Raw genomic sequence first — 22376 nt, forward strand, 5'->3', positions numbered from 1 at the left:
ACGCTTGCCATCACCATGGCCACCAATAATGGCAAATTATCAAAGCTTCCAGTCAAAATGCCCGAGCTAATGTATAAAATCAGAAAAAAGAGCAGTGGTAACAACCCAACGAAGTTACCCTGCGGTGTCTTAGAGTTCACAATAGTTCCTACTTTCAGTTAGTTTTCCGACTGATTATAGCAAGTGGAATTGGGAATTTAATGAGAGTGTGCGGAGCGAGGCGGTTAGAAGGCGGCGTGTAATGGGCGCTCAGCTAAACTACCGGTTTTTGGTAGTTTGGCTGAGCGCCCATTACACATAGCCTTCTGCCTCGCGTAGCACTATTCGGCGTGGTAGCCAGAAGGCACGTGGTTGACAAACTCCTCCTACGTCAGGAACCCTAGAAATAACAACCCAAGCGGCACCGAATTTTGTCGCCCGAACGAGCGCCTTTCACGGCGACTTTGGCGAGCGAAGCGATGCCAAACAGCATACATCCAAAATCAAACCTAACGCTTGCGCTTTTCACAAACAACAAAAAAACCGAACACAAAAAGCGTGCTCGATTCAGTAAAACGAATTTAATCATTCAAAGTAAATTGCAACTTCATCTGTGGTTCACCCAGTGCCAGCATCTGCCCGAGAAGCTTATTGGCGTTCTTGCGGGTAACATCGGCCATTTGGTTGTTGATGTCTTCGAGGTAAGCAGGCAAGTCGGCTTGATCAGCAGCGGCCTTGTCAGCTTGAATCTGAAGGTTACGGCAAGCGGCAACGGTGTGTTCTTCAAACAGGTTTTCCTGATCTTCGTACAGACCGAAGTTGCTGTCGCCGATGAGGGCCATGATGTTGCTCAACCAGTACATGTTGGTTGGGTCGCATTCGCCAGTAGTGCTCTTGTAAGCCAGTGGCGTGTCTTTAACGTTGGCGTAGAATGGCACAACGGCGTTAAAGGTGTTAGGGCCAAATGCTAACCAGTGAATACCAGCGATTTCAGCTGGAACATCGTTTCTAATCTGGAGAATGTGTAATTCCTGGTTCCGATTAATCCCGATTGGCCGGAACTGCTTCTTCTCGGCTTCGGTCCCGGTACCATAAGGATCGTAAGGGGTGTTTTGGTAGTGAGAACTCAACACGAACTTAACGTCTTCCACGCTGATCTTCTTTTGCGTCCGGCAAATAAATGGCAGATCCTGATCGATTGGCGTGGTGTCAAATTCAGGGTTGAAATACTTTTGACCATACCAAGCCCGTGGATTGTTGTAACGGGTATCCTTGATCGTGGCACTCCCGAAGATGTGGCGAAGGTTTACTTGGTCACGGTCGGGGTTCAAGTGGTAGGTTTCAATCAATTCTGGGAGATCAGCGGCGTAAAGCGTGTCATCTGAATCAAAGTCGAATTGGTCGATGTTCATGCGGTTAGGGGCGATGACGTAAGCATCGTCTGGAATCCGGATGGCAGCCCAGTGGTGACCGGCGATGGACTCAAAGTACCAAACTTCATCTTTGTCAGAGAAAGCCATGGCGTTGAGTTCGTAAGTCCCGTATTTTTCCAACAAGGCCCCTAAGCGTTTAACGCCTTCGCGAGCGGAGTGGATGTAAGGTAGGGTGATCGTTGTAATGTCTTCTTCACCGATCCCGTCGTCAACTAAGGGATCGACCCCTAAAATTCGGGAGTTGGAGGTGATGGTTTCCGTAGCGGTCATGGCCACGTTATCACTGTTGATCCCGGCAGCGGCCCAGAGTCCGTGGCCGTCAGTGCCTTCTGGGGTTGAGGTGTAAGCCAGTGGGTTGTCAGGGAGGTCAATGGCGACCTTACTGAGTACCGATTGGTAGTGGCGTGGTTGGTCTTCAGGCTTAACCACCACAAACTTCTGAGGGTCCAATGGTGCAGCCCCGTCTTCGTTTCGAGCAATCATGGTTGAGCCGTCAATGGAAGCGTTCTTTCCCACTAGTACTGTGGTACAAGAACCCTTGATCCGTTTAGTCATAAATAGAGCATCTCCTCAATTAGAATTACGGTTTAATTGTAGGGCATTTATCGGTAAAAAGCGAGGTTCTGGCTTGCTGAAAAAATGGTGAATGTTTCATGTGAAACATTTAATTGATTGCCACAAGTTGCCCCAAATTTTTCAATGTGATAGGATACAAGGAACAAAACAGCACATTACCACCGGGTAAGCAGCACGAGGTGGCATTCCGTTAGGTCGTTGAAGGAATGCCGCAGCGGGCTGCTTTTTTGCGTTGGTAGTGAGGCCAATATTTAGGAGGACAAGATGATGGCTTGGATTTATTTAGTGATTGCGGGAATTTTTGAAGTAGTTTGGGCGAGTTTTTTGAAGTTGAGTGAAGGGTTCTCACACTTGGGCTGGTCGGTTGCAACGATCATTGGGATGGTGTTGAGCTTTCTCTTCTTAGCGAAGGCCACGCATCAATTACCGTTGAGTTTGGCTTACCCGATTTGGACCGGCATCGGCGCCCTTGGGACGGTAATCGTTGGGGTTATGGTGTTTGGTGATCGTTTGAATCCGTTGACTTGGGTGTTTGTTGGCGTACTGTTAATTGGGATTATCGGCATTAAGTTAACGACAAACTAAAAACACCGGCACCCTTGAGACACCAGTGTTAGCTAAGAAGTAGCTGACCTTTAAGTGATTAACTTTCGCAGATGGCACCGTCCGCGTTATTTGGCAATAATGCGGGTTTGCCCGTGTAGTATCCTTGCACGATATCACAGGGGTAATCGTGTTGCACAACGGCGAGGTCGTGGGCACTTTCAAGCCCCTCAATCGCTAGCATCTTGTCGTTTTCTTGCGAGAGGTCGTACCAAAAATTCAGCTCTGGCGCGATATCGCTAATGTGGGCGAATGGCCGGAAATTTTGGAAGGCAAACTTGTATTCATCGATGTAGTCGTTGAGTTTGAACACGAGACTAGGCGTGTTATCGCCGGTGCCAACGTCATCCATGCAAACCAGTAACCCGTAATCGTGGAACCGCTTGGCTGCCGCGAGTAATTGCGAGTCAGTAACCCGTGGATCAGTGCGTTCGGTTAGCTCAGTGAACAGCCGAATTGAGGTTGTCGCTTGAACGCGAGCGACCATGTCAATGTATACCGGATCAATGAACTGTAGCTGTTCAAGGTTAAACGATAAAATGGTGATCGATTCAGGCATGGTACGTAGTGCTTTGGTTAATAGGCGTTCGATTTCGTCTGCCGAAATATCGCCGAAGTTGGTAGGCAAAACCCATTGATTGCCGCGGTATTCACGAATAAAGAGCTCGTAGCCGACTGGCACGTCAGTCGGCTGTTGCGCTGCAAATTTGGGTTGGCCGTAAAACGTCATCAATAGATATCCCTCCAATTTTATCAGGTGAATTAAAAACGACCCGAGCATGTCGTATAAGAACACATGCGCGGGTCGTGGCGTTGGTTAAGTCCAACACTTGAGCGTTTTTTACATTTAATTTTTAATTCCTGATTTACTGCCTCCAGTATACGGGGTTAACTAATGAAGTTCAAGGGTAAATTTAACAAATTCTAATATAAGTAATATTGAGAAACAACAGCGCAAAAATGTTTGGACCGGTGACAAAATCGAATCATTTAAAAATTAATTGACATATTCACGTTGTAGTTTACAATACTACGTAACTAGTATTCAAAACTACGAAAAAGATGAGGGTCATGAGATGCAAACAAAAATCGCGTTGATCGTGGATTCAGCTTCCGACGTACCGGGAGAAATTCTGGCACAGTACCAAAATATTGAAGTCGCACCGATGCTGGTCACGATGGCAGATGGGAACACCTATCTTGACCGTGAAACCATTCAACCAGATGAATTTTATCAACAATTGGCGGCTAACGATACGTTGCCTAAAACGGCGAGTCCCACTGTTGGTAGTGTGAAGGCCCAAGTTGAGCGATTGCAGGAACAAGGCTTTACACAGATTATTGGCATCACAATTTCAAGTGGGTTATCAGTGAGCTATTCGGTATTCAAGCAGGTCGCGGCCGACGCTGAGGCTGAGATGACGGTGGTGGACACCAAGAATATCGGTATCGGCAGCGGGTTATTCGCAGTTTACGCGGAACAACTGATCGATAACGGCCTCGCCTACCACGACATCGTGGCCCGGCTTCAAAACGCGGTGGCCGACAGTAAGGTGTATTTTTACATTCCAACGTTAAAATACCTGCGGGCGGGTGGTAGAATTGGAAGGGTAGCTGGTTTACTGGGCACGATGCTCAGTATCAAGCCAGTCATTTCCTGCGATGAGAATGGTATCTACTATCCGATGACCAAAGCGCGTACTGAAGCGAAAGCTGTTTCCAAGCTGATTGCGGCGGCGGTTGCTACCGCTGAAGGGCAACCCGATTTTCGAATTGCGGTGACGCAAGGGGTAAATCCAGCGCTGCTGACGAAGGTGGTTGCTGAATTGCAAGCGCGGTTTCCGAACCAGTTGATCTACACCGGTAACGTGTCACCCGCATTAGGCGTCCACACGGGCCCTGGTTTGGTGGGCGTTGCGGTGCAAGTGGGCGTGACCCACTAACGGATTGAATCGGCACTGATCTGAGCAGGAACCTTAACGATAACTGGAGGCAAATATGACGATGCAGACGACCGACCCAACTGAATTAAGATTACCGCTGTGGGCTGAATTACCGCAATTTAGTCTGCATTTGGACCAATTATTAGACATTACCAACATGGTGCTGACGCCGATTACGGATGATCAAGTGACCAAGACTATGATGCACAACTACTTTAAGGCCGAGATTATCATGGCGCCGGTGAAAAAACGCTACACGCAAGGCACTTAGCTGGTGCCATTGTGGTGGGGTTACTGAAAAACGTGTTCGCGCTGACTGAGTTGAAGCAGGCGATGGGCTGGTTGCTGGCGGATGCACCGGCACAGGAAGCCTATGATAACTTTGTGAAGTTGTTTAATGAGCAGGCGGCGCAACAGGGCCAGTTAGCCACGCAGGAACCAGTCAGTGTTGATTTAACGACTGCTTCGCCGGCAACCGTGATGCAGTATGAAGCCGTTCAAGCCGTGTTGCACTGGTTGGCGGCCAAGCGAGTATTGAAGGCCTACGAAAAATAGCTATATACCTATGAGGGGTATATCGAGATACCACAAGAAAGATAATTCGGTGGGCTTGTAAGCGAATTCACGTTATAATGGAAGGTATCAATCTAATTAGATAAAGAGGACTTCCACATGATTATTAATCCACTGAAACAAGCAGTTCCGCACTACACAGGGATTCCAGCGACTGATGAGCCGGAAGTGGCCATCATTACTGCTCGGCAGGCACCATTTTACTCATGGCACGCCAGCGCATTCGTCCACGACCACAAGACCGTGTTGGTGCTGGCAAATGACCGAACCAAAACGGCAACGTTGTTGATCGGCGTTGATGATGCTGATCAATCGCAGTTAGCTGAACAAATCAAACAAGCCATTCGGGTGGCTTTTGAAGCCAGCGACGTGGCTGAAGCCGATATTGACACCTACTTTAAAAACGCGGGTGACTTAGCGTTAGGTGAAGCTTTCGACCGCTCAACGTTACCGGTTATCAAAGACTTTGTGAGCTGGTTACAGGCCAACTATGGCCCTGGTGAACTCCCGCTTGATCAGGTAGTGAACCGAGCTGTCATTGAACGGTTAGTGAGCGTGCCCGTGTTGACGGTACCTTCGCATTCGTCGAAGAGTGAGTTGGCAACGGCGATTAGTGAGGTTTAAAGCACAGATAAATTGAAAAGGTCACCGTAGATTCCGGTTTTAGGAATTTGCGGTGACCTTTTCAGTTTGTGAAATATGATTTGCGTAAACTGTCGATTCCGGTAAGCGACTAGGTTCATGCTGTGGGGCCGGCCTGAGCCGAAGAGCGGTCTCAGTCCTCGAATTCAAGCCTCGCCAAAATTCATGCGAGTCTTCAATTCGTTCCCGATAATTGGCGTTGTTGGGAAAAGCACCAACAACCGCCAATTATCGCGACACAGCAGGAACCTAGCCGCTTACCTCCATCTCACATTGCGCAGTTCGGCACTATCGCAGAACATCTCAAAACACGTTGAACGGAAATATTGTCTCATCGAATCAGCATAAACGCGACGTTCAACTGATGAAGACCAGCATCACATAATCGTTGGTTCATTGCGGTTACTAAACGTTGGTCACAATCGTTTCTGCAGTTATTGAGTTACCATCCGGCGTCGGTTATTACGCTGGACACAAGCGTAAATAAAAAAAGTAACGCAGTGGATGCAAGTCAGCATCTTCTGCGTTGCTTTTTAAGTCTCAAAGTTAATCAATCTGTTTTTGCTTCTTCGGTGCCGCCAACGTTCGATACAGCCATAACCCCATGATGCAGGTAATGACGTCTGCGATGGTTGGGCCCAAACCGCACGTGGTAGCCGAAGATGTGAGCTGCAATCAAAATCACGATGTAAAAGACGACCCCTTGCCGTGAAATTGACATGATGAAGGCGCCCAGTGGACTACCAATCGACTGGAACATGGTGGTGAAGACGAGTACGCCACCCACGAACGGTGTGGTGATTAAGAAGGCCCGCAGCATGTACGTGCCGGCGGTAATGACAGCCGCTTTGTTCAAGAACAGTGCCACGATTTGCGGCGCAAAAATCATCAAGATAGCTGCCAGCACTAACGAGTACCCAACGTTAACGGTCAGATCAAAGCGGACCGTTTCTTTGAACCGCTTCATGTCCTTAGCGCCGTAAGTGTAACCAATCAACGGTTGGGCACCAAAGGCGAAGCCAACCATGATCAACGTGACGATGGTGTAGATTTTCATAACGATGCCTAACGCGGCCACTTGGGTTGCCCCGTATTCTGCCAAATACCGGTTCAAGACCATTGTTCCAAAGGCGGTCATAATGTTTGTAATGGCAGCCGGAATCCCAATCAGCAACACCTGACGGATGAAGCTAAATGGAATGCGGCGTTTGCTGAAGGAGAGGGAGATGATCTTACAGTATTTGGCAGTTAACCAGATGAAAACCAAGTCCGTGCAACCGTAGCCGATGATGGTGGCTAGGGCAGCTCCGGCAGCACCCATGTTGAGGCCGAGGATGAAAATTGGGTCTAAGATGATCGTCACGATAGTCCCGACAACCGAGCCGACCATGGACTGAACGGCGAGGCCTTCAGTTCGGATGATGTTGTTAGGCACCAGCGAAACGATAACCAGTGCGGCTCCGGCTGACATGATGCGGTAGAAATCAGCGGCGTACTGGTAGGTTTCAGCGTTGGCGCCGAACATGTACAGAATCGGGCGTTCAAAGACCAGCAGTAACACCGTGATCACGAGGCCGAACGCAATTGCGGCGTAGAAGCAGAAGCTGCTGATCCGAGCAGCATTGTCGAAGGCCTTTTGACCCATCAACCGGGAAATAAACGAGCTGCCACCTAAGCCGAAGATATCACCGATGGCAATTAAGAATGAAAATAGGGGCGTGCAAAGCGAAACGCCCGCAACCAGTGCGGTATTTTGCGTTTGCGACACAAAAAAGGTGTCCGCAAGGTTATAGACCATACTAAACACCATTCCCAGCACGATGGGGAATGCGAGTTTGAAGAAGGCCTTGGGAATGGACGTTTTCTCAAAAAGCTCTTGCATGAAACGTGTCACTTCCTATTCAGTTATTTTGGACGTTAAAAACGTTGATTCTTCCATTATAAGTTCTAAAATGAGAAACGTGTAAGGGAAAATGCAAAATTCTTAAAATGCCATAAAGATTTGCCATTTTATAGAATGGTTAAGGTTAATGCGTCATAATCGAGGCATGATTGAAAAAAGGAGCGACGACAATGACGCGAGAAGCGAAGCAACGCAAACACCGTGGCTCACACCGTTGGCTGATCGCGGTGGTGACCTGTCTCATCGCCCTTGGGGTGGGCAGCTTAGGCTACGCAAGTTACTACCATCAGCGGTTTAAGCCCACGCAGATCAACGGCGTGACGGTGACGAATCTAACGGTCGCGCAAGCAACCAAGAAATTGAATCAAAGTACCGGGAGTCAGTCCAGTAAAGCGATTACGGTGGCTAAATCCCGGGTTAAAGTCAGCCAAGCATCGGTTGCCAAGTTACTGACGAAACGAAATGGTGAAGCTGGTCACATGGTGGACACCGTTTCAATGAAGTTAACGACGCAGGTATCCGCAAGTGCTCAGCAGTACCGGTTGACGACACTGTTACCGGCATTTGAAAAGCAAATCGATACCATCAAGCTATTCGCAAGACGCCAATTGACGCCAAAGTGGTCTTGAAGAACGGTCAACTGAGTGTTACTCAGGGCCAGTCTGGGACGGCACTGGACAAGGCAACGATGGTGGCAGACTTCAAACAGCAAGCGAAGACCGAAGCGGTGATCAGCGTCAACAAGGTTACCAAACAGGCGGTCAAGGCCGACAGCAAGACCATCAGTCAAGTGAAGGCCAACCTGCAAAAGTTGCTGACCCAGACGGTGACGCTGAACGTGTCAGGCACCAACATCACGTTTAAAGCTAGTGATTACCTGAAAAACGGGACGGCAACGGCGGATGGCAAGTACCAGTTTGACACGACGCTACTGAAGCAAAAAGTGGCGGCGTTAGCAACCAAGTACGATACCAAAGGCAAGTCGGCGAAGTTCAAGACCCACAGCGGGAGCACGATTACAGTCCCTGCCGGCGGCACTTGGGGTTGGTCAATCGCCCAAACGAAGCTGGTCAAATACATTCTGTATGGCTTTGAACACCCAAGCAGCCAGACGTTGAACCTGAAGCATTTCGTTACTGGCACGGGTTACGGCAAGACGAACACGGTCGGTGACACGTACATCGAAGTTAACTTGAAGACGTTGCACGAATACGCCTACGTTAACGGCAAACTGGTCTTCTCAACGCCCGTGATGTCCGGGACGATCACCGGTGGCAATAAGACGCCACAGGGGTTGTACTACATCATGTACAAGCAACGCAACACCACGCTGACGGGCCAAAACGATAACGGTTCAACCTATAATTCTAAGGTTAAATACTGGATGCCAATCACCAACTCCGGTGTTGGCCTCCATGATTCTTCGTGGCAACCAAGCTACGTCTACGGCAACACGAGTTACCGAGCAGATTACCATTCTCACGGATGTATCAACAATCCACCTTCGAAGATGGGCAAGCTTTACTCGGTTTCGTATGCTGGGGAGCCGGTTGTGGTTTACTATTGATGATTAATTGATTGAAGCGTTCAACTTATGATGAGTTGAGCGCTTTTTTGTTGTTGTTTATGAAGTGTGGTGATTTGCGTGGACTGTCGATTCCGGCAGGCGGCTAGGTTCCAGCTATGGGGACCGGCCTGAGCCAAAGGGCGGTCTCAGACCTCGAATTCAAGCCTCGCCAAACCCCGCGAGTCTTGAATTCGTCCCCGATAATTGGCGCAGTTCGACACTATCGCAAACATCTCAAGTACTTAACTGTGCGGTTGGCTACAAAATTGCAACAGTCAACTGTCAATTCATTCTGAACGTTCATTCAACGTGCTTGATTGCACAGTGAATTTACGCTGTAACGTTGTCGTTCAGCGTCTATTGAGATGTTTGCGATTGTTATCATACGACAGTTTGGCCTTCATGATAAATTTTCGGGAGTGCGGTAATCGATGCCGAAAGCCCGCAAACAAGAGGTCGGTCAGAAAATTGGGCTCAGAATCGTGCCCGCGGCGTTCCAGCCAAATTTTCAGATCGACCGGTTGTGCCCACAATATCATCCATGATTAACGCGTCAACGAAGCCAAATTTCATAAACTTCGCACACTATCGCCGGACACAAACGACAATAAAACACCCAAAAAGACAGTTAACGGAAGTGTGTCCAATAAGCCAAGTGAAAACATTGACAAAGTAACTGTAAGCAGTATCCTTTAGGTGAAAAAGAGAACTGATTTGAGCTAAGAAGTGGCGGTTTTGCTGGTTGAAACGGTCAGTGGTGAACTGGCCACCTCAAAGGAAGTGACTCGTGATGGCAACGACAAAGAAGCGGCAGTGGTACGCAGAAGCGGACTTATCGGAAGTTGAACAGGAATTGGCAACTTCGGCGACGGGGTTAACGCAAAAAGTGGCTGAAGAACGGCTACAACGAGATGGTGACAACACCATTAATCGCGCACAGGGTCAATCGCAACTGAAGGTTTTTTTGATGAATTTTGTGAGCCTGATGGCGATTTTGCTGTGGGTGAGTGGACTGATTGCGATACTGTCTGGGACGTTGGAATTAGGCATCGCCATTTGGCTAGTTAACGTGATCAACGGGTGTTTTAGTTTTTGGCAACAGCATCAGGCCCAAAAAGCAACGGACTCGTTGATGGCGATGTTACCGACTTACACGCAGGTTTACCGGGATGGTAAGGTGCAGAAGCTGGATGCTAAAGACCTCGTCGTGGGCGACGTCTTTCAGCTTCAGGCGGGTGATGCGGTTCCCGTTGACGCGCGGTTGATGACCGCCACCTCGATGCAGGTCGATCAATCAGCATTAACTGGCGAACCAGTGCCAGAATCAAAGCGGGCGGATTACCGGCAGGGTGATGGCGAATTTGCCGAATCGAATTTAATTTATGCCGGGACAACGGTTGGGGCTGGTACCGGGACCGCTGTGGCGATTGCGACTGGGATGCATACGGAATTTGGGCAAATTGCGGCCCTGACGCAACAGCAGGGCAAGCAAAACAGTCCGTTACAGTTGGAGTTGAATCGACTGACGAAACAAATTTCAGTGATTGCGATTGGCATCGGACTAGCCTTTTTCGTGGCGGCGATTTGGTTCGTGCATTATCCGGTGGCGAAATCCTTTATTTTTGCGCTTGGGATGATTGTGGCGTTTATTCCGGAAGGCCTCCTACCAACGGTGACGCTGTCGTTAGCGCACGGGGTGCAACGGATGGCGAAGCGTCACGCGTTAGTCAAGGAACTCAGTAGTGTCGAAACGTTGGGTGAAACCACGGTGATCTGCTCGGATAAAACGGGGACGCTGACCCAAAATCAGATGACGGTCAACCACGTCTGGCTACCACACCAAACCTACACCGTTTCGGGACAGGGTTACGTCAATAATGGTGAGATTCAGCTCAACGGCGCACCGGTCGCCTATCAAGACGATGCGGATTTGGCACGCTTATTGCGGGTGTCAACGTTAAATAACGATACGCGGGTTCAACTTGATCCCAAAACGCAGCAGCCAAAATTACTGGGAACGCCAACCGAAGCCGCGTTAATGATTTTGGCGGAAAAGGCGGGGTTTGACGTTGATGCCGAAACCGCTAAAACGCCTCGGTTAAAGGAGTTACCGTTTGATTCGGACCGAAAACGGATGACGACGATCCACCAGCACGATGCAAGAACGTTGTCGATTTGTGTGAAGGGCTCGTTAAGTGATTTATTGCCACTGTGCCCAACGATTCAAATTGCGGGGCAGGCGCGACCGATGACGGATAAGGATCGGCAGGCCATCAACGATGCCAACCAACACTATGCAGCACAGGGATTACGGTCGCTGGCGGTGGCCTATCGAGCAGTACCAGCCGAAGCGGATCAGCAGGCACAACTAGACGGGCTCACGATTGAAACTGCCGAACAGCAATTGACGTTTCTGGGGTTAACGGTCATGGCTGACCCACCACGTCCGGAAGTGATTGAAGCAGTTCAAAAATGCCACGATGCCAGCATCCGCATCATCATGGTGACCGGTGATAGTTCCCTAACGGCCAAATCAATCGCGGTCAAAATCGGGTTAAATACGGACAAAGTTCGCGTCGTCACCGGGACTGAATTAGCTGCGATGCCAGATGATGAGCTGAAAACGGCACTTAAAGGCGAGATTCTGTTTGCGCGGGTGGCACCAGAACAAAAGTACCGAATCGTCTCCACGTTACAGTCGCTGGGCGAAATTGTCGCTTCGACTGGTGATGGTGTGAACGATGCACCGGCTTTGAAGAAGGCCGATATTGGTGTTGCGATGGGGGTCACCGGGACTGACGTTGCTAAGGATGCGGCCGACATGATTTTGACCGATGATAACTTTGCATCGATCGTGGCCGCAATCGAAGAGGGGCGAACGGTTTACAGCAACCTGCAGAAGTTCCTGCTGTACATCTTTAACTCCAACGTCCCAGAAGCGATTCCATCGGTGCTGTTCTTGTTTAGTCGCGGTCTTGTGCCGTTACCGTTAACGGTGATGCAGATTTTAACCGTTGATTTGGGCACGGACATGTTGCCAGCGCTGGGTCTTGGTGCCGAACGCGCTGAACCGGGGATCATGCAGCAGCCACCGCGGGCGAAAACGGCGCATTTGTTGAATAAGCACCTTGTGTGGAAAGCCTTTGCTTGGTACGGATTGCTGGCATCAGCAGTCTCGACCGGCGCCTACTTCTTTACGAATTGGCAGGCAGGGTGGCCGAGGCAAGCGCTTGCGGGAAGCGGTATTGGTTACGCCCGAGCCACCACGATGACGCTAGCGGCAATCGTCTTCTGTCAAATCGCCGCGGCCATCAACTGTCGAACCACGGTGACGTCGCTGTTTAAATTCGGCCTGTTCAGCAACAAGCGCGTTTGGGCCGGGATTGGTTTTGAAATTGTTTTACTGGCGGTGCTGGTTTATGTACCGGTGTTACAACCGATTTTCAATACCGCGCCGTTGATGTTAAATGACTGGCTGTTCCTGTGTGCCATTCCAATTCCGATTTTTCTGATTGAGGAAGCGCGGAAGTGGCTGGTTCGGAGAAAAACGATTACGAGTTAATGGGTTCTTAAAATAAACGTGAAACGCCTCGAATTACTGAACAATTAGCAATTCAAGGCGTTTTTAAGCGATCAATTCAGTTGCCTACAGCTCAACTTGCAGTTCCAGCGATAACCCGTTACGCTTATAGGAAGATAACGGATAGACGGAGGACATTATGACTAAATCGGTGGTTCAAAGAGGCTTGCGAATTATATTGGGGGCGGCGGTTTACGCAGTCGCCATTAATTACTTTTTGATTCCAAGTCGAATTGGTGAAGGTGGCGTCACTGGCCTGACAACGATTGGGTACTATACGTTGCGCATCTCACCCGCGTTAACCAACTTAGTGCTGAATGGCATCTTGATTGCGATCGGCTTTCGGTATTTAAAACGCGAAACGGTGTTTTACTCACTGTGGGCGGTGTTGTGGATCTCGATTTTCTTGCGAGTACCCGTTTTTTGGCCATATCAGACGCACCAAACGCTGATTGCGGCAATCACCGGTGGCGTGTTGATGGGTATCGCAATGGGCCTGATTTTTCGGGCAGGTGGCACGATTGCGGGGAGCACCATCCTGGCAAAAATCGTGAATCGCTACTTTGGCGTGCAAAACGGCTCAGCAATGCTGTTCTTCGACTTAATCGTGGCGATTCCATCGGGACTCGTCATCGGGTTTGAAAACATGTTGCTAACGGTCGCCGAACTCTACATTTCAGCGGTGGTATTGAACAAATACCTCGACACATTCGGCGCCAAACGCTCACTACTGGTCATCTCAGCGCAAAACCAAAAAATCGCTACGGCGCTGTCAGATAAGCTGGGTCATGGCGTAACGCTGTTAAAGGCAACCGGTTTCTACAAGCAACATAACCAAGACGTCCTGTACTTCATCTGCACGGTGCGCGAGTGGCCAGCAGTGATGACGATCATCAAGCAAACCGACCCAGAGGCATTAGTGGTGACGGATCGGATTCGGAGTGTTCGGGGGATGGAGTTGGAGGAGTTATAGAGAGTAAAGAGAGTGGAACGAAGCGGTTAGAGACCGGAGCATAAGCCCTCTCACCATAAACTCCGGTTTTTGGGGTTTGTGGTGAGAGGGGCTTATGTGCAGGTCTTTGCTTCGTGGAACTCATTTCGGCGCAGGCTAATCAAACTAGTCACGTGAACAAACTTCACGATGGTGTCAATCATTGCTAACTAAAGCCTAACTGGCGCCGAAATTACGTAATAGCAATGCGCGTTGCCAGCACCACTCATCAAATTAATGCGTCATCTGGTTTTTGGGGTTTGTGGTAAGAGGGGCTTATGTGCAGGTCTCTGCTTCGTGGAACTCATTTCGGCGCAGGCGAATCAAAGCACGCACGTTAACAAACTTCACTAAGTCACCGATAATCGCCAACTAAAGCCTAACTGGCGCCGAAAATAAGTAATCGCAATGCGCGTTGCCAACATCACTCAGCAAATTAATGTGCCATCCGGTTTTCATGTCACCAACACCACACGTTTCCAAAATTCAGAAGCCAAAAAAGCCTCAGTTAAGCGCCAACCAAGCACTTAACCGAGACTTTTTGAATATCAGTAACTCATCACTGATCAATCTTATCAATATTAACAACCCGCAAACAAGCCACCAGCATCATCACCACAATCGCCACGTAAACCACGTTCTGCAAGTTCCCCGCAGGATTACTAGCGAACGCCATCCCGTACAACGATGGACCAAATGCTGAGAGGCAGTACCCGCCGGCTTGTGCCATCCCAGAAAGTTGAGCGGTTTCGTATGGTGAGTCGGTTTTAACGGCAAACATGGTCATGGTGGTCATAAAAAAGAACCCAATCGCAACGCCGACTAGGGCGCCTTCCAGTAACCAAAAAAACATCGAGGAAGTATGCTGCCAAAACAGCATTGAACTCGCAATCAGCCCCAAAACGCCCGCAAAAACGGTGAGCCGAGTTAACGTGCGTTTACTGAGTACCGTTAGCATTTGGGGCAAGAAAACGGAAACGGGAAGGCCAATCAAGCGTAGACTGCCATGACGATGCCGGCGTGGCCAGCGCTCACGTGGTGGTATTCCATCAAGGCGGGCATCCAGGCGGTCACCGTGTAGCTCAACGTGGCTTGGCCACCGAAAGTGAGGAGAAATGGCCAAGCGTGGGGGTTGGTCCAGAGGTGCATTTTTGGTTTTGGGGTGGTCGAGGTTGCCGTATTTGACCGTTGGGGGTGCACTTTTTCAGGGACTAGGCGGCCAACTATCAGCACGCCATAAAGCTAATGGCCGGAATAATCAGCAACAGCAGCAGAATCATTTGCCAGCCGAAGCGACTGCTGATGGGCGCAGTGATTAGGTTGAACGTCATGTTCCCGAAAATCATCGTGAACGAATAAAGGGTGGTGTACAGCCCGATTTTATTTGGAAAATACGCCGAGACCAATGAGGGCATAAACACGTTGATGTGGGCGATACCGATGCCAATTAGAATCGTACCGAGAATCATAGTTGGCATCGTGATGACTAGCCGCAACGCCGATCCAATGACGATACAGCCGAGGGCTAAGAGCAGGGCCTTTTTCAGGCCAAACCGTAACATTGGCTTTGAAGCAAAATTTGAAAATAGCATAAACATTACTAGCGGCAGCGTGGTGAGGATCCCCAGCTGACTTTGTTGCGTATGTAAGGCGTTGGCAAGTTGACTAAGTAGGAGTGGCGGGGTGGTAATGGGGGAACGCATGATGAAGCCAATCAAAATGATGACGATCAGCAACCAGGTTCCCCGGCGTTTCAGCGTGGACATGGACATCTTCCTTTCTGCGCGTGGTCTAGGTTGCGCTCTTTCCAATATAAGCGTTTTTTAGGGGACTTGAAAGCTTAACTTAACAACTGGTCTACAGAAAACGGTTTCAGTGTTCGGTGATAGTTACGTGAACGACCCGAATCGCTGTAATCGACCTTCACAACTCGCAATTTTCAGCTTAAAATAAGTCAAATAAGAAAGTGATGGTGATTTTTTGGCAACTCAACGACCTGCAGTTCAAGCTGATATTGGCGATTATCTCAAACTGGTCGCCTGTACCTCGGTGATGCTGCAACCGATTTTTAGCCTTGCGCTGACGACCCAACCGTCCGCACCGGCGCAAGTGGGGATTGGCTTTTTGTATAACTTAGTTAAGTTCACGGCACCGGCGTTCATTTTTGGCATCCTGTATTCAACGATCCGAACGACGATCAACACGGACCTTACATATGGCGGTTATTTAAAGCGAATGTGGCACGCGCTGTTTGTGCCAACCCTTTGGTGGACGAGTATTTATCTGCTGGTCATGCCGTGGGTGCAACAAGTGAGTCGCTATCATAGCGTTGGGGGCTTTTTCTGGCAGTTTATTAACGGCAATGCAGCGCCGCATTTGTGGTACAACACGATGATGTTGCAGTTTATCTTTTTGATGCCACTGTTTTGGGCAATTGGTCGTTGGTGTGGGACGGATGCGAAACGGGGCTGGTTGGCAGTCGGCGTAACGGTGCTCATTACCGGTTTATGGTTAGTGCTGTACGATACGCAGGTCTTTCACGGCCCTCACATGAGGGATTGGTACCTATTGGACCGGCTGTTCATTAGTTTTTTGATTTACGGTGTTTTCGGAACATTGGCATGGCAGTATCGGCAAGTGGTTAACCCTTGGTTGCAGAAGTGGTGGTTAGCGTTAGTTGCTGGTTTCTTGGCTAGCTTTTACTGGATCAACCGTGAGTTATTTGCGTTTTCATTTCCGGTAAAATTGACTAATGCGCCGTATTATAAGCCGTCGATGGTGATTTATGATTTGATTGCGATTGCGTTGGTTGCAGCGTTGGCGGTGACGCAAATTCAACGGCGGAGTCGGGTAACTGGATTTGTTCACCGGTTTGCGGGCTTTGCGTACAAGGCCTTCTTATCCAACGTGTTTTGGGAACAGTTGGTTTGGCTGGGATTTGGTAAGGCGCTGACGCAGAACCACGTTGGTTTGGGGATTTTGGTCACTTATGTGCTTACTTGGAGTCTGTCGTTTGCATCAGCCTTTGGCATTCATTTTGGGTGGCAATGGTTGAAGCGGATGATAACTAAGAATAAGCTGCCTGTGGGTACCGCTGATTGACGGGAGTGAAAGTTAAAGTTTAAGGTGCAATAGTCGTTAACACCGTGTCTTTTAATCGAGATTATTGTTTAAATTTTAAAGAATGAAGCTACAAAAATGTAAAGAATGGAACGACATTTTTGTAAAGAATCGACCGATAAATTTGTAAACTTTATTATTCGAAATACTTATAAATACCGGTGCGATAATGATTAATTAGGTGCGATTTTTTAAATTAAAAAAGCGAATTATGAATCAAAATTTCATCGTGAATATAGTTTAAAAAACATAAATTTAATAACCCATTCGTCATTCTTTTAGGAGAGTGGACACTGGATGAACTAGTGACAATTGCTCGTCCAGGTAAACAAAGTACCTTTTTGACAAGCTTTTTTAAAAGTACGCGGATGACTTTAATTTCGAAGAACCACATGCTACAATTGCATCGGAAATCAAAAAGCCCGTGACGGGAATCACGGACTTAGTGCTAAAAGCGCAATGCTTACAGCGTGTAAGTATAACTTGGCGGCACTGCGATGGTATTTCTATAGAATTAAAAACATGAAGGACTGTGCCCGCAGTCCTTTTTCTTTTGCTGTCATTTTTGATAAATGACCCAAACCGATAGACACAGAAAACTTCTAACGTATTGATTATAGTTGACTTAGTTGATAATCACAATTCGTGATAGTTTATGCCGTGAATCATATTTGATATAATGATTAAAGGATTGGTTACGGTTTCCCGCATCACCTGTTCATCGCGTCTAAAAAACCTTACCATCGAGTTAGTAAGAGACTGATTTGTTACGGGAGAGATGACATGTTAAGGAAAGTCTATAACAAATTTCCGGTGTGGCTCGTCTACACCGTGGCGTTTACGCTAGTTGTGGTGTGTTCGTTTGGCGTCCTGCGCTTTGGGGGTCAGACGACGATTTGGAATGTGGATGGGATCGCACAACATTACCCGATTTTGGAACAATTCTATCGCATTTTAAGGGGAACCGCCCACCAGTCACTGTTCGGTTGGTCCTGGACGTTAGGCCTCGGGGCGGATCAGATGACGACCTTTGCCTACTACGTGGTGGGAGATCCGTTTAGTTATCTGATTGCGCTATTCCCCGCGGATCGACTGGAACTAGGGTATCAACTACTGACGATTTTACGGCTATACGTCGTGGGCTTGGCCTTTATCGCGTTCGCCAAACAACTCAAACTCAAACGGGGTGGGACCCTGATTGGCACGTTGGTGTACACCTTCGGCAGCTATTCGTTTTATTCAGCCTATCACCACCCGTTCTTTTTGCTGCCATTGATTTTCTTCCCACTGGTTTGTCTGGCAATTGATCGCATCTATCAGGGTAAATCCTTCCTGTGGCTCGTCGTGATCACGGCGCTCGTCTTGATTAGCAACGTCTATTTCGCTTACGTGTTAGCGATTGGCGCGTTGGTGTTTGCGATTATGCGCTACCTTGATCTGAAACTAAAGGGTGAGTTGGTTCGACCGCTACCTTGGTCGTTGCTGTACTTTGGCTTAACCGTCGTGATGTCAACGTTGATGGCGGCGGTGGTGCTGTTACCCAACATCTTAGGGATGCTCAGTTCATCTCGTTCGGGGAGTGCTATTTTTGCGAGCGGATTGAAGTTTTACCCGTCAATTTATTACACGCATTTGCCAAATGCGATTTTAAATTCCAATGGGACCACCTACTACTGGTTAGTGATGGGGACGAGTGGCCTGACGTTTATCGCGATGGTGTGGACTATGCGCCATTTTCGGCGGTATCTCATGTTAAATGTGACGTTGCTGCTTGTGGCGGTCGGGTTGCTATTTCCGGCCGTTGCGGCGGTGATGAACGTGATGAGTACGCCGTCTAACCGGTGGGTGTTGTTAGTCCATCTGGCATTTGGTTTAGCTGCCGGGCACTTTATTGACCACTTGCACGAGCTGGAACCGGCGGACTTTAAGTGGTTTATGGTGGCAACGGCGATTTTGCTGGCGCTGGTTTGGGTCGGCAACGGGTTTATCTTTAAGTTGCCGCAACACCACTTGATGACGTATGGGCTGTTGCTGGGCTTTATGATCGTGCTCGCGTACGCCATTATGACCGGTGCGACGGGCTTGCGCTTGAAGTGGGCGTTGTTGGGGCTAGTGCTCCTCAACGCGGCTAGCACCGGACTGGGATTTTACAGTCCGAACTACGCTTACGCTTCTCGGAGTGAATTGAGTCGCGGCGTCGCTAGTCACTGGTCAAAGGTGTTTTTCGATAAGGCTGACCAGTATTTGAAGCAAACGGATACCAGTTTTTATCGAACCGCCACGACCAAGGACTACTACACCCTGCACAGTGCCGGCAACAACATGCCGATGCTGCTGGGGATGCACCAAATCGGCTCGTATTTCTCGGTTCAAAACGCAGCGGTCAACAGCTTTAACACTCAACTGTGGAACAGTGAAAATACGATGAATAATCCGACAAGAAACGCTGATGAACGCACAACCATGTTGTCGCTGTTGGGGGTCAAATACCTCTTTGCGCGACAGGATGAAATCAATAAAAATCGCGTCCCGTATGGCTATCAAATAGTGCGACGACGAAATGGCAAAGCGGTCTTTCGGGACCATCCAGTTTACAGTCTAGGCAACGGGACGGGCACGGTATTACTGAAAAACAAGTACGCGTTACCGTTAGCATACACCCAAACGACGCAGTTAAATGCGAGTGCTTATCGCAAGCTAAGTGCGGTAGATAAGGAACAGGCACTGCTAAGTGGTGCTCAAACGAGTCAAAAAGTTAGTGGTGTGAAGACGGTCACGGCAAAGCGGGCGAGTCACACGGTACCGTATACCGTTTCGATGACTAGCCAGCCGATCACAACGCTCACCCAAGCCATTAACTATCGGTTGCATCACAACACCAATCGGTCACTGTCTTATGGCATTACCGGTGATAAAACACCGGCTGAGGCCGAGAAGTATGCCGCAACGACGAACCTGTTAAAGCCAACGTTATCCGTTACCAAATTGTTGGCCCAAAACGCGGCAGTGATTGCAAAAAATAATCAGAAAAACACTAACGGGTTAAAGGAAATGACCGGCGACCTGCTTGGTCAAAATGCGCAGTATCAGCTGACGATTAACAACCCCAATTCGTTGAAGAATTGCGAACTGTATTTGGAAATCGATGGCATCAAAGCCCAGTTTCCATCAACGAGTGAGCGGTTGGGTTATACGGCCACTCGCGCAAAGCTGGCGGACGTGCCATTCTCGCACGAAACTAAGTTGAATACGTTGCGGGAAATCAATACGTCACCGTACTTTGACTCCTACTTCCTGAACGTCCAGTCCGGCACGCACAAAACATCAATTGACCAGCTAGGTATCAACAACATGTCCGACTACGAACCGAAGCACCACTTGCTGATCAACTTGGGCTATTCAACGAAGGCCCGGCAAACGATTAATTTGAGCTTCTACAAGGCCAATAAATTGACGTTTAAGCACGTTAAGATCATTGCGGTCCCATTCGGTGCTACCTACCGAACGAAGACGCAGAAGCTGCAAAAACAGGCCTTAAAGCACCTAACCGTCACTAATAATCACGTGACTGGGACGACGAACCAAAGTCGAGCAAGCGTGTTAACGACCTCGATTCCGTATTCTAAAGGCTGGCAATTAACAGTCGATGGTCAAGCAACAGCGATTCAAAAGGTAAATACCGGCTTTATCGGCGCCAAAATTCCAGCTGGCAAGCACCACGTTAAACTGAGCTACACGACCCCAGGATTACTGGCAGGTAAATGGTTGTCGATTCTCGGCTGGTTCGTGTTATGCTTAGCAGCGGGTTGGACAATGTGGCGTGGCTTGATTAAACGCCGGCGACCAAATACTGGTCAACATGCGCAACCGATAGTCGAATCTGAAACGAACAATGAGGAGTAAGCGGAGGAATGGGCCTGATGAGTTGGTTATTACTGATCTTTATTGCGCTATTGCTGGTGACTAGCATTAGCTATTACCGTCACTGGACCTGGCCGTTTCGGTTGGGATTGTTGGCAACGTTGATTTATGTTGCGTGGCAGGTTGGTTTGTGATGACGTTGATTGGAAGTATGTAGAGCGCGAAGTAAGGCGTTTAGAAGGCGAAATATAAGGGCGGGCCAAGCGAAGCTACCGGTTTTTGGTAGGTTTGCTTGGCCCGCCCTTATATGCAGCCTTCTGCCTTACTTCGCGCATTTCGGCACGGTGGCCTAGATGCAATATCGCTGACAAACTTCACAATGAATCAGGCAAGCGGAACGGCAAAGTTCAAGTGGCGCCGAAAACAAAGTAATCGGAATGAGCGTCGCCAGTAAATCATCGATGAGTAACGCAGCTATCGATTATCAGCCGATGTGCGTTTACCAATCTTCGGCCCCAAATTAACCAATACTATTCCTTCAAACCCTGCCCCAAAGAATATTTCCCAGGAAATTCCCCAAACCAACCCAATCGCCAAGTCAACATGATACAATAGACGCTATGTTAATTTCGAACCAAGGGGGATTTAAAAAATGAACGCAAAATGGGTAGTTGGGATCATCGCAGGCATCATTGGCCTGGGTGCCATTCAAATCATTCATACAACGGCGCGAGCTGAAGCTGGGTATGCCGTGACCACGAAAACGGTGCGGGTCGGACAGATTACGGTGCCGAAGAATACGCGGGTTTCAGTTGCCAGTCAGGTGACCCATAACGGGCAACGATACGCGCGCGTGGAGATGCAACGGTTGCGGTATCAGTTGCGGCGACAAACAAGCCGGCGGTATTTAACGGTGCCGATGCAGGACTTAAAAGCGAGTCGGCGGGTTGCAACCGATCAGTTTAGTCAGCTTAAGCAACGGCGAGTCAACTATGATACAACGCAGCCGGTCATCAACGTGACCACGGACGGTCGGGTGGAAATGTACCGAGATGGTAGCGTTGATAATCAAGCGCCAGTCGCAAGTGCGCAAGTTACCAAGAGTTGGCGCAGTGGCCAAACCACGGTGTTGACGTTGAAGACGTCGTTAGCGCGACTAACGACTGCACATACGAATCAACTCAAACTACGGGCGAACGGGGCGGTTGCAAACGGGACTTACGATAGTTACGCAGTCGGGCCGCAACGGCAAATTTATTACGTATGGACGGGCTTATCTTAGCCGTAATAACGGGCGTTTCCGGCTGGAAGCGTCTTTTTATTTGTGGTCAAATACCGCCTGCAACCAAGCGGTGCGACCAGCTTGATCACCATCATGCTATGCTTTGAGTGTTAACAAAAGAGGAGGAGTCAGACATGCACATCGGCGCCAGGTTAAAACAGCAGCGGCAACAGCGGGGGTGGTCGCAACAAGAGTTAGCGGATCAGCTCCATATTTCCCGCCAATCGATTTCAAAATGGGAACAGGAGACGGCGTTGCCAAGCTTCGCCAACGTGGTGGCGATGAGTGATTTATTTGGGGTGTCGTTAGAGAGTTGATTCGAA

At 49.0% G+C, this 22376-nt stretch carries 19 protein-coding genes and 1 pseudogene; 14 read left to right on the top strand and 6 right to left on the bottom strand.

Going from position 1 to position 22376, the window contains the following annotated elements:
• Positions 1 to 560: 560 nt before the first annotated feature.
• Positions 561 to 1967 carry a C69 family dipeptidase gene (locus JCM2765_RS05825; protein WP_054734842.1) on the bottom strand — a complete coding sequence of 469 codons (1407 nt, stop codon included), beginning with the start codon at positions 1965 to 1967 and terminating at the stop codon, positions 561 to 563.
• A gap of 288 nt (positions 1968 to 2255) precedes the next feature.
• Here JCM2765_RS05825 and JCM2765_RS05830 point away from each other — a divergent pair, with 288 nt between their 5' ends.
• A complete protein-coding gene (locus JCM2765_RS05830) occupies positions 2256 to 2573 on the top strand; it encodes a DMT family transporter (protein WP_054734845.1) in 318 nt (105 codons plus the stop codon).
• Positions 2574 to 2631: 58 nt separating this feature from the next.
• On the opposite strand, the gene JCM2765_RS05835 is transcribed toward JCM2765_RS05830, so the two are convergent.
• Positions 2632 to 3321: an EAL domain-containing protein gene (locus tag JCM2765_RS05835; protein ID WP_057151869.1), complete on the bottom strand. Its 690-nt coding sequence runs from the start codon at positions 3319 to 3321 to the stop codon at positions 2632 to 2634.
• Positions 3322 to 3667: 346 nt separating this feature from the next.
• Between JCM2765_RS05835 and JCM2765_RS05840 the strand changes: the two genes are divergently transcribed.
• From JCM2765_RS05840 to JCM2765_RS05850, 4 genes are all read left to right on the top strand, one after another.
• On the top strand, positions 3668 to 4534 hold the full coding sequence (locus JCM2765_RS05840) for a DegV family protein (RefSeq protein ID WP_054734850.1): 867 nt from the start codon (positions 3668 to 3670) through the stop codon (positions 4532 to 4534).
• Positions 4535 to 4589: 55 nt separating this feature from the next.
• The gene (locus tag JCM2765_RS19000) at positions 4590 to 4805 is read left to right on the top strand and encodes a DUF1836 domain-containing protein (protein WP_369404040.1); all 216 of its coding nucleotides are present in this window, start codon (positions 4590 to 4592) and stop codon (positions 4803 to 4805) included.
• Between the two features lie 14 nt (positions 4806 to 4819).
• Complete coding sequence (locus JCM2765_RS19005) at positions 4820 to 5089, top strand: hypothetical protein (protein ID WP_369404041.1); 270 nt, start codon at positions 4820 to 4822, stop codon at positions 5087 to 5089.
• Positions 5090 to 5206: 117 nt separating this feature from the next.
• Positions 5207 to 5731: a DUF6933 domain-containing protein gene (locus tag JCM2765_RS05850; RefSeq protein WP_054734853.1), complete on the top strand. Its 525-nt coding sequence runs from the start codon at positions 5207 to 5209 to the stop codon at positions 5729 to 5731.
• A gap of 564 nt (positions 5732 to 6295) precedes the next feature.
• Here the strand turns inward: JCM2765_RS05850 and JCM2765_RS05855 are convergent.
• Positions 6296 to 7631 (bottom strand): annotated as a pseudogene (locus JCM2765_RS05855) (MATE family efflux transporter).
• Positions 7632 to 7822: 191 nt separating this feature from the next.
• Here JCM2765_RS05855 and JCM2765_RS05860 point away from each other — a divergent pair.
• The 4 genes from JCM2765_RS05860 (at position 7823) to JCM2765_RS05875 (ending at position 13772) form a co-directional block, all read left to right on the top strand.
• The gene (locus tag JCM2765_RS05860; RefSeq protein ID WP_054734855.1) at positions 7823 to 8281 is read left to right on the top strand and encodes a hypothetical protein; all 459 of its coding nucleotides are present in this window, start codon (positions 7823 to 7825) and stop codon (positions 8279 to 8281) included.
• Positions 8278 to 9219, top strand: a complete 942-nt coding sequence (locus JCM2765_RS05865; RefSeq protein WP_054734858.1) for a L,D-transpeptidase family protein — start codon at positions 8278 to 8280, stop codon at positions 9217 to 9219. The genes JCM2765_RS05860 and JCM2765_RS05865 overlap by 4 nt, the downstream gene beginning before the upstream one ends.
• Positions 9220 to 10009: 790 nt before the next feature.
• Positions 10010 to 12781, top strand: a complete 2772-nt coding sequence (locus tag JCM2765_RS05870) for a cation-translocating P-type ATPase (protein WP_054734861.1) — start codon at positions 10010 to 10012, stop codon at positions 12779 to 12781.
• A 157-nt stretch (positions 12782 to 12938) separates the two neighbouring features.
• Positions 12939 to 13772 carry a YitT family protein gene (locus JCM2765_RS05875; protein WP_054734864.1) on the top strand — a complete coding sequence of 278 codons (834 nt, stop codon included), beginning with the start codon at positions 12939 to 12941 and terminating at the stop codon, positions 13770 to 13772.
• 577 nt (positions 13773 to 14349) lie between these two features.
• Here the strand turns inward: JCM2765_RS05875 and JCM2765_RS17990 are convergent.
• From JCM2765_RS17990 to JCM2765_RS18000, 3 genes are read right to left on the bottom strand one after another with little or no spacing between them, the layout of a single operon-like run.
• Complete coding sequence (locus JCM2765_RS17990) at positions 14350 to 14784, bottom strand: MFS transporter (protein WP_225351998.1); 435 nt, start codon at positions 14782 to 14784, stop codon at positions 14350 to 14352.
• Positions 14781 to 15023 (bottom strand): hypothetical protein, encoded by a 243-nt coding sequence (locus JCM2765_RS17995; protein WP_225351999.1) that lies wholly within the window; start codon positions 15021 to 15023, stop codon positions 14781 to 14783. The genes JCM2765_RS17990 and JCM2765_RS17995 overlap by 4 nt, the downstream gene beginning before the upstream one ends.
• Entirely contained in the window at positions 15017 to 15556 is a 540-nt protein-coding gene (locus JCM2765_RS18000) for an MFS transporter (protein WP_225352000.1), read from the bottom strand. Before JCM2765_RS18000 ends, JCM2765_RS17995 begins: the two co-directional genes overlap by 7 nt.
• Positions 15557 to 15770: 214 nt before the next feature.
• Between JCM2765_RS18000 and JCM2765_RS05885 the strand changes: the two genes are divergently transcribed.
• The 5 genes from JCM2765_RS05885 to JCM2765_RS05900 all read left to right on the top strand — a co-directional run bounded on the left by JCM2765_RS05885 (position 15771) and on the right by JCM2765_RS05900 (position 22370).
• The gene (locus JCM2765_RS05885; RefSeq protein ID WP_054734867.1) at positions 15771 to 16892 is read left to right on the top strand and encodes an acyltransferase family protein; all 1122 of its coding nucleotides are present in this window, start codon (positions 15771 to 15773) and stop codon (positions 16890 to 16892) included.
• Positions 16893 to 17693: 801 nt separating this feature from the next.
• Positions 17694 to 20813, top strand: a complete 3120-nt coding sequence (locus JCM2765_RS05890) for a YfhO family protein (protein ID WP_054734870.1) — start codon at positions 17694 to 17696, stop codon at positions 20811 to 20813.
• Between the two features lie 17 nt (positions 20814 to 20830).
• Positions 20831 to 20965: a hypothetical protein gene (locus tag JCM2765_RS18725; protein ID WP_263849328.1), complete on the top strand. Its 135-nt coding sequence runs from the start codon at positions 20831 to 20833 to the stop codon at positions 20963 to 20965.
• 458 nt (positions 20966 to 21423) lie between these two features.
• The gene (locus JCM2765_RS05895; RefSeq protein WP_054734873.1) at positions 21424 to 22053 is read left to right on the top strand and encodes a hypothetical protein; all 630 of its coding nucleotides are present in this window, start codon (positions 21424 to 21426) and stop codon (positions 22051 to 22053) included.
• 134 nt (positions 22054 to 22187) lie between these two features.
• A complete protein-coding gene (locus tag JCM2765_RS05900) occupies positions 22188 to 22370 on the top strand; it encodes a helix-turn-helix domain-containing protein (protein ID WP_054734879.1) in 183 nt (60 codons plus the stop codon).
• Positions 22371 to 22376 lie beyond the last annotated feature (6 nt).

Origin of the sequence: Secundilactobacillus similis DSM 23365 = JCM 2765 (assembly GCF_001311075.1) — a bacterium.
GTDB classification, from domain to species: domain Bacteria; phylum Bacillota; class Bacilli; order Lactobacillales; family Lactobacillaceae; genus Secundilactobacillus; species Secundilactobacillus similis.

Excerpts from the sequence above, each read along its gene's own strand:
- JCM2765_RS05825 (WP_054734842.1), bottom strand. The coding sequence starts at position 1,967 with ATGACTAAACGGATCAAGGGTTCTTGTACCACAGTACTAGTGGGAAAG.
- JCM2765_RS05830 (WP_054734845.1), top strand. The coding sequence starts at position 2,256 with ATGGCTTGGATTTATTTAGTGATTGCGGGAATTTTTGAAGTAGTTTGG.
- JCM2765_RS05835 (WP_057151869.1), bottom strand. The coding sequence starts at position 3,321 with ATGACGTTTTACGGCCAACCCAAATTTGCAGCGCAACAGCCGACTGAC.
- JCM2765_RS05840 (WP_054734850.1), top strand. The coding sequence starts at position 3,668 with ATGCAAACAAAAATCGCGTTGATCGTGGATTCAGCTTCCGACGTACCG.
- JCM2765_RS19000 (WP_369404040.1), top strand. The coding sequence starts at position 4,590 with ATGACGATGCAGACGACCGACCCAACTGAATTAAGATTACCGCTGTGG.
- JCM2765_RS05850 (WP_054734853.1), top strand. The coding sequence starts at position 5,207 with ATGATTATTAATCCACTGAAACAAGCAGTTCCGCACTACACAGGGATT.
- JCM2765_RS05860 (WP_054734855.1), top strand. The coding sequence starts at position 7,823 with ATGACGCGAGAAGCGAAGCAACGCAAACACCGTGGCTCACACCGTTGG.
- JCM2765_RS05870 (WP_054734861.1), top strand. The coding sequence starts at position 10,010 with ATGGCAACGACAAAGAAGCGGCAGTGGTACGCAGAAGCGGACTTATCG.
- JCM2765_RS05875 (WP_054734864.1), top strand. The coding sequence starts at position 12,939 with ATGACTAAATCGGTGGTTCAAAGAGGCTTGCGAATTATATTGGGGGCG.
- JCM2765_RS18000 (WP_225352000.1), bottom strand. The coding sequence starts at position 15,556 with ATGTCCACGCTGAAACGCCGGGGAACCTGGTTGCTGATCGTCATCATT.
- JCM2765_RS05890 (WP_054734870.1), top strand. The coding sequence starts at position 17,694 with ATGTTAAGGAAAGTCTATAACAAATTTCCGGTGTGGCTCGTCTACACC.
- JCM2765_RS18725 (WP_263849328.1), top strand. The coding sequence starts at position 20,831 with ATGAGTTGGTTATTACTGATCTTTATTGCGCTATTGCTGGTGACTAGC.
- JCM2765_RS05895 (WP_054734873.1), top strand. The coding sequence starts at position 21,424 with ATGAACGCAAAATGGGTAGTTGGGATCATCGCAGGCATCATTGGCCTG.
- JCM2765_RS05900 (WP_054734879.1), top strand. The coding sequence starts at position 22,188 with ATGCACATCGGCGCCAGGTTAAAACAGCAGCGGCAACAGCGGGGGTGG.